The 14,886-nt window shown below is 45.1% G+C and carries 12 protein-coding genes, 1 tRNA gene, 1 pseudogene and 1 riboswitch; of the genes and pseudogenes, 9 read left to right on the top strand and 5 right to left on the bottom strand.

The genetic code is table 11. The features are described 5' to 3' along the window. Positions 1-3: 3 nt before the first annotated feature. Positions 4-1,392: an aspartate kinase gene (locus GJU82_RS04060; RefSeq protein WP_153630981.1), complete on the bottom strand. Its 1,389-nt coding sequence runs from the start codon at positions 1,390-1,392 to the stop codon at positions 4-6. A gap of 227 nt (positions 1,393-1,619) precedes the next feature. Continuing rightward, positions 1,620-1,706: riboswitch (SAM riboswitch) on the bottom strand. 319 nt (positions 1,707-2,025) lie between these two features. On the opposite strand from GJU82_RS04060, the gene GJU82_RS04055 reads away from it, so the two are divergent. The 3 genes from GJU82_RS04055 to GJU82_RS04045 all read left to right on the top strand — a co-directional run bounded on the left by GJU82_RS04055 (position 2,026) and on the right by GJU82_RS04045 (position 4,639). Continuing rightward, positions 2,026-3,648 carry a beta-N-acetylhexosaminidase gene (locus GJU82_RS04055; protein WP_153630980.1) on the top strand — a complete coding sequence of 541 codons (1,623 nt, stop codon included), beginning with the start codon at positions 2,026-2,028 and terminating at the stop codon, positions 3,646-3,648. 98 nt (positions 3,649-3,746) lie between these two features. Then, positions 3,747-4,430 (top strand): PrsW family glutamic-type intramembrane protease, encoded by a 684-nt coding sequence (locus GJU82_RS04050; RefSeq protein ID WP_153630979.1) that lies wholly within the window; start codon positions 3,747-3,749, stop codon positions 4,428-4,430. A gap of 56 nt (positions 4,431-4,486) precedes the next feature. Next, a complete protein-coding gene (locus GJU82_RS04045) occupies positions 4,487-4,639 on the top strand; it encodes a hypothetical protein (protein ID WP_153630978.1) in 153 nt (50 codons plus the stop codon). 232 nt (positions 4,640-4,871) lie between these two features. Here the strand turns inward: GJU82_RS04045 and GJU82_RS04035 are convergent, their stop codons facing one another. Then, on the bottom strand, positions 4,872-5,906 hold the full coding sequence (locus tag GJU82_RS04035; RefSeq protein ID WP_153630977.1) for a hypothetical protein: 1,035 nt from the start codon (positions 5,904-5,906) through the stop codon (positions 4,872-4,874). A gap of 132 nt (positions 5,907-6,038) precedes the next feature. After that, positions 6,039-7,556 (bottom strand): TolB family protein, encoded by a 1,518-nt coding sequence (locus GJU82_RS04030; protein WP_194830961.1) that lies wholly within the window; start codon positions 7,554-7,556, stop codon positions 6,039-6,041. Between the two features lie 220 nt (positions 7,557-7,776). Here GJU82_RS04030 and GJU82_RS04025 point away from each other — a divergent pair, with 220 nt between their 5' ends. After that, positions 7,777-8,418, top strand: a complete 642-nt coding sequence (locus tag GJU82_RS04025; protein ID WP_153630976.1) for a hypothetical protein — start codon at positions 7,777-7,779, stop codon at positions 8,416-8,418. 194 nt (positions 8,419-8,612) lie between these two features. After that, positions 8,613-8,686: transfer RNA gene (locus tag GJU82_RS04020), tRNA-Pro, on the top strand. A 40-nt stretch (positions 8,687-8,726) separates the two neighbouring features. On the opposite strand, the gene GJU82_RS04015 is transcribed toward GJU82_RS04020, so the two are convergent. Beyond that, positions 8,727-10,589: an Nramp family divalent metal transporter gene (locus GJU82_RS04015; RefSeq protein WP_153630975.1), complete on the bottom strand. Its 1,863-nt coding sequence runs from the start codon at positions 10,587-10,589 to the stop codon at positions 8,727-8,729. A 114-nt stretch (positions 10,590-10,703) separates the two neighbouring features. Here GJU82_RS04015 and GJU82_RS04010 point away from each other — a divergent pair, with 114 nt between their 5' ends. Next, a complete protein-coding gene (locus GJU82_RS04010) occupies positions 10,704-11,366 on the top strand; it encodes a metal-dependent transcriptional regulator (protein ID WP_153630974.1) in 663 nt (220 codons plus the stop codon). A 12-nt stretch (positions 11,367-11,378) separates the two neighbouring features. On the opposite strand, the gene GJU82_RS04005 is transcribed toward GJU82_RS04010, so the two are convergent. Next, positions 11,379-11,750, bottom strand: a complete 372-nt coding sequence (locus GJU82_RS04005; protein WP_194831111.1) for a hypothetical protein — start codon at positions 11,748-11,750, stop codon at positions 11,379-11,381. A 12-nt stretch (positions 11,751-11,762) separates the two neighbouring features. On the opposite strand from GJU82_RS04005, the pseudogene GJU82_RS04000 reads away from it, so the two are divergent. The 3 genes and pseudogenes from GJU82_RS04000 to GJU82_RS03990 all read left to right on the top strand — a co-directional run. Next, positions 11,763-11,942 (top strand): annotated as a pseudogene (locus tag GJU82_RS04000) (DUF4372 domain-containing protein); the annotation flags it as partial. A gap of 9 nt (positions 11,943-11,951) precedes the next feature. Next, complete coding sequence (locus GJU82_RS03995) at positions 11,952-12,449, top strand: fibronectin type III-like domain-contianing protein (RefSeq protein WP_153630972.1); 498 nt, start codon at positions 11,952-11,954, stop codon at positions 12,447-12,449. A 184-nt stretch (positions 12,450-12,633) separates the two neighbouring features. After that, positions 12,634-14,799, top strand: coding sequence for a glycoside hydrolase family 3 C-terminal domain-containing protein (locus GJU82_RS03990; protein ID WP_153630971.1), 2,166 nt, complete (start codon positions 12,634-12,636; stop codon positions 14,797-14,799). The last annotated feature ends 87 nt before the right edge of the window (positions 14,800-14,886 follow it).

The raw sequence follows: 14,886 nt of genomic DNA, 5'->3' as shown, positions 1-14,886 counted from the left end.
TTTTTATACCTGAATAAACTTTGGTTCAAAAAACTCCTGATGAACTGCGTTCACCGCTTTGGAACAATCGTCACGGTTAACCAGAAAATAACTGACAACCGGTGACGCCCCGAAACAGCTCATCACCACGTTAATTCCCTCGTTCGCCATCGAGGAAAAAATCCGGGCAGCGATTCCGTAGTTGTCAATCAAACCATCGCCCACTGCCGCGATAACTGAGATTTTTTCGATGATCAACAACTCACTGACAGCGGGTAGCCCTTCAGCACTAACGACAGCGTACGCATTTCGCAAGTCCTTTTTGGCTAAAAGAATATTGATGGAAATTTGAGATGTAATCACGGAACTGATGTTGATACCGGCCAGATGCAAAGCCGTTGTTACTCTTGCCAGAATACCCGGTTTTAATCCTACTCCGGGGCCTTTTAGCTTCAACACACCAAAATCATCGCTGTAGGTGACACTCTTCACCACCCCTTCGCGAATGGTCTGGTCGGAGTTCACAATGGATAGTGGCTTTTGCACGTCCATGTCGCCGTAGATGTTGAATACCCGGATGGGAATGTGTGGGTCGACCAGTGGTTCAATGGTGCGCGGGTGCAGTATTTTTGCACCGAAATAGGCCAATTCTGCTGCTTCGGCATAAGCTAACCGCTCAATGCGTACCGGTCCGTCAACCAGCTTCGGGTCGGCGCTTAAAAAGCCATCTACATCTTTCCATATATCCAGCGAAGATGCTCCGATGCAACGGGCCAGTGCAGCTGCCGAATAGTCGCTTCCCCCACGGCCCAGCAAGGTCACTTTTCCTTCATCTGACACTCCGTAAAATCCAGGAACTACATAAATCCGGTTCCCCGAAAGGGCTTCTCTCACCGGAGTTGTTGCTTTTTGAAAATCAATGGATGCACTACCAAATTCTCCATCAGTAACCAATCCAATTTCTTCTGGTGAAGCATATTGGGCATCTAAACCGCAACCTTCGAGTACGCCTTGCAAAAATACCGCTGATAAACGCTCTCCGAAAGCCAGGATTAAGTCTCCCAACGCATCCGAAGCATCACCGGTGAGCGCGATTCCCTGCAGGTAATTCTCCAATTCATCAAGCAGGTTCCGGATGTCGGTTTCTACCCGTTCCAGTAATTCGCTTGCGATTGGATGCTCTTCCAGCGCCTCTTTCTTTAGTTGATAAAGATAACGGCTTACTTCACCGGCCACTTTTTCATCCTGGCGGGCTTTATCTAACGACTCAATCAGGTAGTTGGTAACTCCATAAAAGGCGGACACTACAACCACAAGAGGTTTATCATAGTTCCTGATAACGTTTACCACACGGCGCACGTCACTCTTGCTTTTAAGGTTTGAGCCGCCGAATTTTACGACAACCTTCGGCATAATTATCCTTAATAAGATGTAATAAAAATAATGTGTTTCAGATGATGGGTGGTCCGGAACAGACCGGTCGGAAATGCCTCCAGGCACGGATATACCTGAAGGCTATCGCATGGACATACTCATAGTGAGCATCATAGAAGAAGCAGTCATCAATCCCGAGGTGTAAATGGTTACCTCGGCAGTAAATTTGGGTGTAATGATTTGTTCTTTTTTCATTGTTTTGCTGTTTATTATGATTAGGTTTTGGCACCATAGACTTTTCCCGGTTGCCAGAGCTTCACAGAGCCTAATCTCTCCACTCTTCTTCATAATATCAAACATCTTCTTTGCCCAAGAGTATGTATGATGTGTCAGCAAACATATGGACATGATTTTAAAAATGCAAACATCTCAACATAAAAATCGGACAAATTCCTATTTTTTAAAATCGGCTTAATATTGCTTTTAAAATTTTTTGAGAAACCGGTCACACATATTATGACATAAAAAATCTTCTTTGTAGTTTTAACTCGCAACTAACACAAAACCCGACTACGATGAAATGCCTCATTTGCATTCTCCCGACATACCTGCCGCGTATTAACTTCCGAATGATATCCCACATTATTTAACTGGACACTAAACAACAGACAAATGAAACTTAAAAAAGGATTCTTTATGCTGGTTATTCTTGCTGCATTGGTTGGATGTTCAACCAAACAATACACGCGGCCTGAAGTGAAAATTGTTCCGGGGCCGGCCAAAATTACAAACGCGGATGGTGTGTTTGCCCTGAATGAAAAAACACCAGTTCTGGTAAACGAAGATAACCAGGAACTGAAACAAATCGCCGGTTTTCTAACTGCTCATCTTTCCGATTTTTATAGATTAAATGCTTCCGTCGATGTAGCCGACTCGCCCCAAAAGAGAGCGATCTTTATCGGCATTGACAAAAGTCTAAGCCTGGGAAAAGAAGCTTACAACCTTTCGGTAACCCCGAAGCAAATTGTTTTAAAGGCTTCAGCGCCGAATGGCCTGTTTTACGGCGTTCAGACCTTAATTCAGTTGTTGCCCCCTTCTCGTCAACAGCTATCGGAAGCAGTATTTCCTGCTGTCGAAATCGAAGATTCGCCACGATTTAGCTGGCGAGGTATGCATCTCGATGTGGGCCGTCATTTTATGCCGGTTGATTTCGTGAAAAAGTACATCGATTACATTGCCATGAACAAAATGAATGTGTTCCACTGGCACCTCACGGAAGACCAGGGATGGCGTATTGAAATCAAGAAATATCCAAAACTGACCGAAATTGGTTCGAAACGGAAGGAAACGCTCATCGGGCATGCCCACGAATCGAATGAATACGATGGAAAACCTTACGGTGGATTTTATACGCAGGACGAAATCAAGGATGTGGTAGCATACGCCAAAGCCCGCTATGTAACCGTCGTTCCTGAAATAGAGCTTCCCGGACATGCTTTAGCAGCACTCGCATCGTACCCCGAACTGGGATGTACCGGAGGCCCTTATGAAGTCGCAACTACCTGGGGCATTTTCGACGATGTATATTGTGCCGGAAAGGAAAACACATTCAAATTCCTTGAAGATGTTATCTCAGAGGTAATGCCGCTTTTCCCGGGCGAATATTTCCACATCGGCGGCGATGAGTGCCCGAAAACACAGTGGAAAAAATGTCCCTACTGCCAGGCCCGCATGAAAAAGGAAGGTTTGAAAAACGAGCATGAGCTGCAAAGCTATTTCGTGCAGCGCATCGAAAAATTCCTGAACGAACACGGCAAGAAAATGATTGGCTGGGACGAAATCCTCGAAGGTGGATTGGCTCCTAATGCAACCGTAATGTCGTGGAGGGGTGAAGAAGGCGGTATTGCTGCAGCACAGGCACATCATGATGCTGTGATGACACCGGGCAATTACTGCTATTTCGACCACTACCAGGCCGATCCCAAAACACAACCTCTGGCTATTGGCGGTTTTACTCCGCTCAAGGAGGTTTATGGGTACGAACCGGTTCCTAAGGAATTGTCTGCAGAAGAAGGAAAATATATTTTGGGCGCCCAGGGAAATGTTTGGACTGAGTACATGAAAACCCCGGAACGTGTAGAATACATGGTCTTCCCGCGTATTGCCGCGTTGGCCGAGGTAGTTTGGTCGCCTAAAGGTGCCCGTAATTACGACGATTTCATGAATCGCATGCAGGATGAGGTGAAACGCTACGACGCTTTGGGTATCAATTATTGCAACGTGGAATTTCAATAAAATCTGAATCATTATAAAAAGAAAAGGATGGCAATGGTGTCATCCTTTTTTCATTTATCCGTATTTTCCGGTGCTTAATACAAAACTTAACCACCATCATGCATCTGATGCTCCTGACAATTGCCCCGGTAATTATCATCCTGTTTTATATTTATTCGCGCGATAAATATGAAAAAGAGCCTTTCTATTTGTTGGCAAAAGGACTTTTGTTTGGTGTTATCAGTGTATTGCCTGTTACATTGATTGAAGGTATTCTGATGATGTTCGGCCCACTATTTACCGGCTACTGGAACACATTTTACCAGGCATTTGTCGTAGCCGGAGCTACGGAAGAAGGTTTCAAGTTTCTCGCATCTTTTTTATTGGTTTGGCACAGCAGGGAATTTAATCAGCGTTTCGACGGAATTGTCTATGCCGTATTCGTCTCCATGGGATTTGCCCTGGTCGAAAACATGTTGTACGTATTCACCAGTGCCAATGGCCTTTCGGTCGGACTAACCCGGGCGCTTACCGCGGTTCCGGCGCATGCCATGTTTGGCGTATTAATGGGATTTCATCTCAGTATGGCCAAATTTTACCCTGAAGCCCGGGGAATTTTTCTGGGGTATGCTTTCCTGATTCCTTTTATCTTTCACGGAATATACGACTTCATTCTGATGTCGGGTAATCAGGTTCTTCTGGCTCTTTTCATTCCCTTTATTTTCTATATGGTCTTCCGGGTACACCGCCGGATGAAATTGCTGGCAGATGCCGACAACCTGGTACAACATGGACCGGAATAGTTGGCGGAAAGTTTTCTTTGTATATTTGTTCTCATCACGCCCAAAAACGACTGGATATGCAATTTCCACGTATCTGTGCTGAGTTTTTTAAACTGCCCAGCCATTTAGAGCCCATTGCTTTAATCCCGGTAGGATATCCGGATGAACAGGTCATTCCTCACAAAAAGCGGAAAGAAGCTTCCGAAATCATCCACTGGAACAAGTTTTAGTACCTTTCACTGAAAAGAAAACATTATTGGTTTGCATGCTTGACAGTTACCATATTACTCCTTCTGTTTTTCCCGACTCTAACCATTTCAGCCATTCGTGATTTAATTTCCCGAACTTCCCCGTTACAACACCCGTGTATTCTGGGCCATTGTCATTCTCTTTCTTTTCCCGATAGGCACGTTTATCTATTTCCTTTACGGGAAGAATGATTCGATGTATTAAAAGAGTGGCTTAATTGTTGGCCCCCTGAAGCAGACTATTGTCGACCGACATGGAAATGAGATTTAGCACCAGTTGAACCGTTAACGGATCATATTGCAAACCATCTTTGTTTGACTGTACTTTCCCGTCTGGCTTGAGTAACCGTCCGTCGGTAAGTAGTTGCGAAAGAACAACCTTACCACGCCCTCTCCCAATAGAAATTGAGACAACCGGAAACCGGTATGGATTTTTCCCGGTTTGAACGATGTTCTTTTTTGAGCCGCCTTTTACCTTCACATTCATCCGGACAGGAGGTACGGTAACTGCATCAAAACCATTCCAGTTCCCGCTCTCCATATTTTGTAAATGATAATTCAGTTCCTGATTTTTTGATACTATCGAAAATGCAGTTTCCGGATTTGCCTTACCGGAAAAATAAGCGGAAATTCGGAAGGGAAGGTCAATTTCAGTCTGATCGATATCGGGCATGGTTGCCGGTCCAAAATCAAGGAAAATAACCGACATGTTTCTACGCAGGGCCCGTTCTACTTCTGCACTGACATCGGCATCTCCGTTTTGAAGGCGCTGCCAGGTCCGGTAAGAACATAGCATACATTGTCCCCAGCTAAATGTTGGCGCATTGATCTTCCACTCCTCGACAAACTTTTTTAACGCTGGCTCATAATCGGGAACATAAACCATGATTTTCGATGATTTCTTCGATTTTTCGGGTTGAAAAACATCAAACGGAATGTCATCGCTTAATTTAGCCCCGTTTTCATCTGCACATGCCCGCAAAACATATTTTCCTTCTGCTTCAGGAGCTTTTACCATCATCGGAATACGGAAAGGCTGATTGGCTTTCAGTGGTATCCTGAGTAACGTACTCCAACTTTCCATACCGCCCTGGTTCACGACCTGCAATCTCGTCCGGTTCTTTATCAGTTGGGATGTGTGATTATTCAATTGTACATCGACCTTGATAACTTGTCCCGGCAGGAAATGATGTGCACCTACATCAAGTAACGCATTAACTTCATCAGATGATTGAGCGGCACTACTCAAGGGACTGAGAATCGATAATAATCCAAGAAAAAGGAGTAAAAAAAAACGTTGCTGTTTCATGGCTTCATACAAAAAATACCCTGTCCGGGTTAATTCACAGACAGGGTACTTTATTTAACAATATTTTTAAGGTTATTCTTCCGGATCACCGTAAGTAAATGAAACGAAAGCCACCTGTTTTCCGTCAGGGCTCCACGAAGGAACATTCATCGTACCTTGTCCGCCATAAAGGTAAGCAATCACTTTCGATTCCTTGCTATCGGTGTCCTGCACCTGGATCATGACCCGCTTATTGTGTGGATGATCACCCGGAGCAACGGTAGGTGGATAGGAAACATATACCATTCGTTTGCCATCCGGCGAAATGTGTGCAAACCAATCGTTATATGGGCCAAAACTTACCTGCTCCTGGTCGCTTCCATCCGGTTTCATGCGCCAAATCTTCATCAGGCCCGAACGGACAGAATTGAAGTATATATATTTTCCATCCGGAGAATACTCCGGGCCGTCGTCCAAACCTTCGGCTGTTGTTAACCGAAACTCTTTTCCTCCGGTTGAAGGAATACCGTAAACATCGTAATTGCCATTCCGTTCGGCACAATACACCAACGTCTTTCCATCGGGCGACCATCCATGCCAGTATGAGGGTGCATTATCGGTTACCCGGAAAGCGGCCCCTCCTTCGATACGGATGGTGTAAATAATGGAGCCCGACTTCCCATCGCCTAAATCGGTATGACTGGAAACAGCCAGCATGGTTCCGTCGAACGAAATACCGTGGTCGTTATTATTGTTTTGCGCTACGCCGGTATTCAAAACCTGCGGATTGATGGTATCCAACGGGAATTTGATAATCTTCCCCCCGGAATTGTACAAAAGGAATTTTCCATTGCGTGACCAGTTAGGCGCTTCGATATGTGTATTGGTCGCATAAATCACTTTCCGGCGACCAGTCTCTACGTCCAATAGTTCCAACCTGCTTGGCGACGGGTTTTGATAACCGTCTACGCCTTCCGGTGCCGGAACGTCAATACGGAAATTTTCAAAAACAGCAGTTTCCGATACATCCGGATTGTGTGAACCGATAAATAAACCGGCATATACCGTATCGGGCAATTGCAAAGTAATCCGGACGGTTTCTGTTAATGGATCGCCAAATTTGGCCGCCCGCATAATGATGGTATCTCCCTGGCGCTCCAACTGAATCACATCCGGAGCCGACAGTTCCGATTTTACTTCTAGTGTTTCAGCGCCTTCTTCCGGGCGATATTGCAAAGAGGCTAGCCCGTCGCCGTGAATGGCCGCATCGGCATATACCGAACCGCCAGTCAGATCGCTACGAAACATTAATCCCATTTTGCGATGGGGATCAACACCATCACCTTCGAAATGAGCCATGCAGGTCAAAATGAAATCACCGCCCAGTTTTTTGCGGGCAAACTGAAATTCATCGCTGGTTCCCCAAATATTGGTACCACTTCCGGTTAAGGTATAGGCTTGCGTTTCCGGATGATAAACCGTGCTCCCTTTTATTTTTACCTGACCAATGTCGGTGGCTTCATCAAATACGCCAATATCAGTTATATTAGCCGGAGGTGTTGAACAGGAAAAAAGTGCCATAATGGAAATCAAAAACATAAATAGTTTCATCGGTTTGTTATTTTAGATTTATTAGTCACATAGCCAGGCCCTTCAATTACCAGTTAGCAAATAATATGAAAAATTGCCTGTTGGAGGTTTTTCCAATATTAAGCATAATTCTATTAATTCCGAAGGGATGCCGGCAATAAATGTCTTTGATACAGTATGCCCCTGTTTGACGGATTTTAGTTAATTTTCTCTCTTTGTTCCAAGCAAATAAACGCCCGCAATGGAAAGAATAACACGACATTTGTACCTTGATAAATACCCGGTTTCTCCAAAAGCTGAGAAATTGATTGTGGGCACCATCCACCCTCACGATGCTTCGCAATTCAAGTTGCCGTTCTTTTATGGAAACCGGCTTAGTTTATGGAAAATTTTGCAGCAGGCCTTTCCGGAAGACTTCCAACCGGAACTAACGCTCGATTCCATCCTTTACTTTTTAAGGAAACACCGGATTGCCGTGAGTGATACCATTCGGGAATGTATCAGGACAAATGGCTCAGCTTCGGACGAGGATTTGATTCCTACTCGTCTGAACCGCAAATTATTGGAGCAAATTCGCCAATCCCATATCCGTGAAATCTTTTTCACCAGTGGTTTTCAAAAGAACAATGCGTTCAAACTGTTTTATGTCGATATACTCAGGCGAAAAATCACTCCTGAAATCCGTCGCAACAGGGAATTGGTGCTTGAACCGGAAATTGTTGGAAGACCTGTGAAATTAACCATCCTTTACTCGCCTTCAGGAGCAGCCAATCGCGCCTGGGCGCAAACTAAAATATGGAAGGACAATCAACACAAGTATGCCGATGCTCCCACTCCGCTGCAGGATTTCAAAGTAGATTACTACCGTGAAAAGTTTAGTTGAAGCTTTTAAGTTCCCCTTTACAATCGATTTTTTCAGCGCCAAATATCAGGAAGAAAAATTTTATGTTTCCTATTTCTTCCATTATCAATGTGGTGCGACAGAACGTGCATTTTTTCAGGAATAGCTATTGTTAAAACCCGAAAATCCCTTACATTTGCAGCCGTCAAACGACATCAGCCGCCTGACAAAAAATTCGGGGTGTAGCGCAGCCCGGTAGCGCGCGTCGTTCGGGACGACGAGGTCGTCGGTTCAAATCCGGCCACCCCGACTACAAAGGACCAATTTGTTTTATACAGGCTGGTTCTTTTTTAGTTAATAATCAACAACGGAATTTTGACGTTATGCCTTACAACATCAACGGTGGTACCAAAAATCAGGTCTTTCACCCCTTTATGTCCGTGTGTTCCCAGAACCAGTAAATCGATATCATTGTCAACAATTGCTTTGCTGATTTCTGAAGCTGCGTCGCCAAACCCAACTACCAGGTTAGCGTTATACCCATTTTTCTCCAGGCCTTTCTGATATTTTTCGAGATTCTCTTTATCCAGTTGTGTTTCATAGTCCATGGAATTTTTACCAAGGTAGCGGGCTGCAGCACTTTCTACTACGTGAATTAATGTATAGGAAGCCGATTTCCCTCCCTGTGTGATGGCATTCTGGATGATTTTTTGTTCGTTGCCCGAAAAATCGATAGCGACACCAATGTGGTGGTACCTGACCGGTCCAACCAATTTGAATTCTTCTGCTTTTCCGTGTGGCCATTGTCGTTTCTTTTTCTTTGAAGAAGTGAAGAATGGATAAACAAAAATGAATGCCAACAGGGCAAGAGCTGCTACTGCTATCGGAACAACCAGGATATAAATATAAATTCGGTTGTCGCCCGCTGATTTAATCCATAAAACAATTTCATCGATGACCAGACGAATATTCAAATAAATGATGACCGCTGCGCTTAACCAAGCCAGAATTTTCACCCAAAGCTTGATGGTAAATTCTTTCATTACCTTCCTGTCGGAGTTGAAATGAATAAGCGGAATAACGGCGAACCCCAACTGCAGGCTCAGTACCACCTGGCTCAAAACCAAAAGTCGTCCTAAGGCGCCATCACCAAAATAAATAATAGTGAACAGGGCGGGAATAATAGCAAGCAGCCGGGTGATTAACCTTCGTAACCAGGGTTGAATCCGGAGATTCAGGTGGCCTTCCATGACGACCTGACCAGCCAGTGTACCCGTAATAGTGGAACTTTGTCCGGCTGCTATCAACGCAATAGCAAAGAATATTGGGGCAGTTTCCCCAAACAAGCTGTTGAGAAGTTTGGAGGCATCTTGAATTTCGGCAACATGAAAATAACCGTTCACGTAGAAGGCGGCGGCAGCCAATATCAATATGGCTGCATTCACTAAAAAAGCAAGGTTTAAGGCGATGGTCGAATCGATGAAGTTGAACCGGATAGCAGACTTTAATCCATTTGAAGAGCGGTCGATTTTGCGGGTTTGCACCAATGAGGAGTGCAGATAAAGGTTATGCGGCATCACGGTTGCACCGATTATCCCGATGGCGATGTATAAAGCGTCTCCACCCAGGCTGGAAGGAATGAACCCTTTCATCACATCGCCATAAACCGGCGATACAATGAACATTTCTGCAAGAAATGAAAGCCCGATAATAAAAACAAGTGATACAATAAAGACTTCCATGGTACGCATTCCCTTGTTCATTAAAAAGAGCAGCAAGACCGTATCCAGGGCCGTTAGACTGACACCCCAAATCAATGGAAGACCAAATAACAGGTTCAAACCGATGGCCATTCCGACAATCTCGGCCAAATCGCAGGCTGCGATGGCAATTTCTGCCAGTATGTACAACGGAACATTTGCCCAGCCAGGATAAGCATTTTTCGAAGCCTGGGCTAAATCCATTCCTCTTACAATTCCCAATCGTGCACTTAATGACTGAAGGAGCAGGGCAATTAAGTTGGACATGAGCAGTACCCATATCAACTTGTAACCAAATTCCGAACCCCCGGCAATGTCGGTGGCCCAGTTTCCCGGATCCATATAGCCTACACTAATCAGGTAGGCCGGACCAATGAATGCCATAACCTTTCTCCAACCTTTCTTGTCGGTTCTAACGGTTGAATGTACTTCACTCAATGATTCACTCTTCATACGTTATGTTGTTGTATTCTCAAATAATTTGATAGACAAAAGTAGAGAGTTAGAAGAGTCTAATAAAATTATTTTGACCTTTTTCTTACTTTTGTTGCCAATGACTCGTTAACTATGGCCTCAGTAACCGAAGAAAATTATCTGAAAGCACTCTTTATACTCGTTTCGGAACGAGGAATGGCAACGATCTCCGACCTGAGTAGTTTGCTAAAAGTAAGCCTTCCCACTGCCAATAGCATGATTAAAAACCTGAAAAAGCAGGATTTGGTCAAGTATGAAAAATACAAGCCACTTTCATTAACCGAGAAGGGAAAGAAAGAAGCTGCACTCGTTTTGCGTAAGCATCGACTTACCGAAATGTTTTTGGTTACCAAAATGGGATTTGGCCGGGAGGTCGTTCACGAAATTGCCGAACAAATAGAGCATATCGACTCGGCAATATTTTTTGAGCGGATGGACGAATTAATGGGGCATCCTACGATTGATCCGCATGGTTCGCCGATTCCAGACAAGAATGGCCGGGTTGCTGAAGAAGTTTATGAACAGTTGAGTAGTTGTAAGGCCGGTGACAAAGTCCGGTTAATAGCGTTGCCCCATTCCGCAGCCGATTTTTTGAAGTATCTCAACAATCGGGATCTCCAACTCGGCGTTGAGATGGAAGTAGTTTCGGTAGGGCCATTTGACGGAAGTATGGTGATCAGTTACCCGAATCATCCGGCAGAGACCTTGACTCGTGCGGTTTGCGAAAGGTTAAAGGTCGAGCAGGTTAGAAAATAAGTTGATTGTTGTTTACTTCTGCGATTTGAAGTAGCGCCGTGTGAGCACCTTCTTCAAATCACGCACGATGATCTGATGCGCCAACACCTCCATCTCGTTGTAATCGGGCAATTCCAGTCCGGCCCGCGTTATCTCCTTTTGTGTAATATCTACTTGGTACAGCACCGACAGCAATCGTCGGTAATCGCTGGTCAGCAAATGACGAATCTGGTCGACCAGTTGTTCGTGCAATTCCCGATAAGCCTGACCTGTATTTCCTGAAAAAGTGATGGTAATACCAAACATGGCAAAATCCTTCATGATTTGTTCGGCCGTTTCCTGAACAACAGCCGAGCTGTCGAGGAAACGGGCTACATTATCGTTGCGTATATCGGGAAGTTTCATAAAACAGGTTACATTTCGTCATTCTATGGTGGTGAAGTAAACAAAAATACCAATAAACCAGTAATCCGTCAAATCCTTGACTTAGTGCCTCGCTGGATATTTGATAGCTGTACCAATACATACAAACCCGATAAAGGGTGCAGTAAATATAAGACTTACGATCAATTCGTGGCATTAACTTACGGACAGCTCTAAATTTATGTGAAAGATGCCAAAGGTAACCCGCCGACGGAAAATGCTGTGCTCGATTTCACCAATCCGGAGGCTGTGAAATGGTACCAGGATAAACTGGCCGGTCTGTTAAAAATGGGTGTCAGTGCCATTAAGGTTGACTTTGGATTAAGCTATACCACCTTCAAATACAGCAACCTGAAAGTAAGTTCAGACAATATGCAGGTTGGAAAGCCGCTTACCATCTCCTTCAACATCACCAATACCCGCAAACGTGCTGGTGATGAAGTGGCACAGCTGTACGTTCGCCATCTGCATTCGGAGGTACAACGGACGGCAAAGGAGTTGAAAGGATTTGAAAGAATAACGATACAACCGGGAGAAAACGATTCCATCCGCTGGAAATGGAAAAAAGACGGACTACATATTTTCACTCCGCCACAAATGCCAAATTCCATGACTACCGTCTTCAAAATCAAAACATCAGGAAAAGCTATATTAAAACCACATTATGTAAGTCACAAATAATGTGCTTAATAGGTCGAATTTCACATTTATTAACACAGAATTAATTTCGAATGCGTTGTGTTATTTTGTAATATTGACAATAAACAGAGCCAAGATGAAAGAATTCGTTCATTCCCCGTCAATAACACAATTGCCTTACCCTGAATAGATTTGAAACGTGACCACTAAAACAACAGATTTATACATGAAACGAAAATCGATTGCACTTCCTGTGCTGAGTGTGTTGATTTTGGGCGTGCTGTCCTGCTCACAACCCAAGAAAAACAATGCACCTGCTTACGAGAAAAAAATTGACTCCCTGATTAGTCAGATGACTTTGAAGGAGAAAGTAGGAATGATCCATGCAAACTCTTCGTTTACTTCCGCCGGGGTTCCCCGTCTGGGCATTCCCGAATGGGTAATGTCCGACGGCCCACACGGAGTAAGGCCGGAACATGGCCGCGGATGGACACTATTGAACAATGGTAAAGACTCATCAACGTACCTGCCTACCGGGATAACCCTGGCATCGACCTGGAACAAGGATTTAGGATACCAGTTCGGAAAGGTGCTTGGCAGCGAGGCCAATGCCCGGGGAAAAGACAACATTCTGGGCCCCGGTGTTTGTATTATCCGTACACCGCTAAATGGCCGCAACTTCGAATACCTGAGTGAAGACCCGTACCTGGCCGGACAAATGGCTGTGGGTTACATCAAAGGCGTACAAAGTCAGGATGTAGCTGCCTGTGTAAAACACTACCTGGCCAACAACCAGGAAACCGAGCGTAACACCATCGACGTGGAGATGAGCGAACGTGCCCTTCGCGAAATCTATCTCCCGGCTTTTAAGGCAGCGGTTGAACAAGGCAACGTTTACACACTGATGGGCGCCTACAACAAGTTCCGCGGACAATTCTGTACCGAGAATAAATACCTGGTGAAGGATATTCTGAAAGGTGAATTCGGCTTCAAGGGTATTGTGATGAGCGACTGGGGCGCCGTACACAATACCATGGACGCTTTGATGAACGGAACCGACCTGGAAATGGGAACCGACCTGCCACAGAAGACGCCTGACTACGGCAGGTTCTTCATGGGTGATACCGTTATCGGACTGGTAAAAAGCGGAAAAGTTCCCGTATCCGTTATTAACGATAAAGTGCACCGCATTTTGCGCGTGATGTACGAAACCCACGTAATGGGCGGTGGCCGCAAAAAAGGTGAGAGAAATACCCCCGAACATCAGGCTGTTGCATTGAAAGTAGCAGAGGAAGGTATTGTACTGCTGAAAAACCAGGATCATGTGCTTCCGCTGAAAGAAAACGGATTGAAAAGCGTGGCCGTTATTGGTGCCAATGCCAATCGCAAAAATGCCATGGGCGGAGGAAGTTCCCAGGTACGCCCGCCGTTTGAAATTACGCCGTTGCAAGGAATTCAGCAATATTTAGGCGGCAAAGTAAAAGTGAACTATGCCGAAGGATACAAAGTAGCCCGCGGCGAAAAAGCCAACCCGAAACTGATTGCCCGGGCGGTGAAAGCAGCCAAATCGGCTGACGCAACGATCCTGATCGGTGGCTGGATTCATGGTTATGGCGGCCAGTGGTCTGACAACGCTTTCGATTCGGAAGGTATCGACAAACCGAACATGCAACTTCCATTCGGTCAAAACGAATTGATTCAGGCCGTACTCAAAGCCAATCCCAACACCATCATCGTAATGATGGGCGGTGGCCCGATGGACATGACCAGCTGGGCAGGCAATGCCAAAGGCATTCTCGAGGCCTGGTACCCCGGAATGGAAGGTGGAAAAGCCCTCGCCGAAATCATCTTCGGTAAACTAAATCCTTCCGGTAAACTGCCGGTAACTTTCCCGAAAATGCTGGCCGATGTACCAGCGGAGGCCATGGGCGATTACCCCGGGAAAAACGGCAAAGAAACGTATAAAGAAGGAATCTATGTTGGCTACCGCTACTACGATTCTTACAATGTTGCTCCTGAGTTCTGCTTCGGACACGGACTTTCTTACACAACATTTAAGTACGATAGTCTGCAGGTAACACCCGGCGACAAACAGGCAACAGTGAAGGTTAAACTGACCAATACCGGCGATATGGCAGGTGCCGAAGTAGTAGAAGTTTACGTTCACCAGGAAAAATCGGAATTGAAACGTCCCGAAAAGGAATTGAAAGCCTTTAGTAAGGTTTTCCTGCAACCCGGCGAATCCAAAGAAGTTACCCTGGCACTTCCGGCCAACGCATTTGAATACTACAACGACCAAAAACACGAATGGGTACTGGAGCCCGGCAAATTCGACATCCTGGCAGGAAGTTCCTCCCGCGATATTCGTCAAACCGGCACGGTAACCTTATAAATCACAAGCATTCTTTTGATACGAAAAGGGAGGATATTCAGTTATTCTCCCTTTTTCTTTGATAATCTGGCTTTTGAAGAAAAATTT

The sequence above is a fragment of the Prolixibacter sp. SD074 genome (assembly GCF_009617895.1).
Taxonomy (GTDB): Bacteria; Bacteroidota; Bacteroidia; order Bacteroidales; family Prolixibacteraceae; genus Prolixibacter.
Note: the sequence above shows the minus strand (reverse complement) of the source record. Positions and strands in the feature narration are given on the sequence as shown.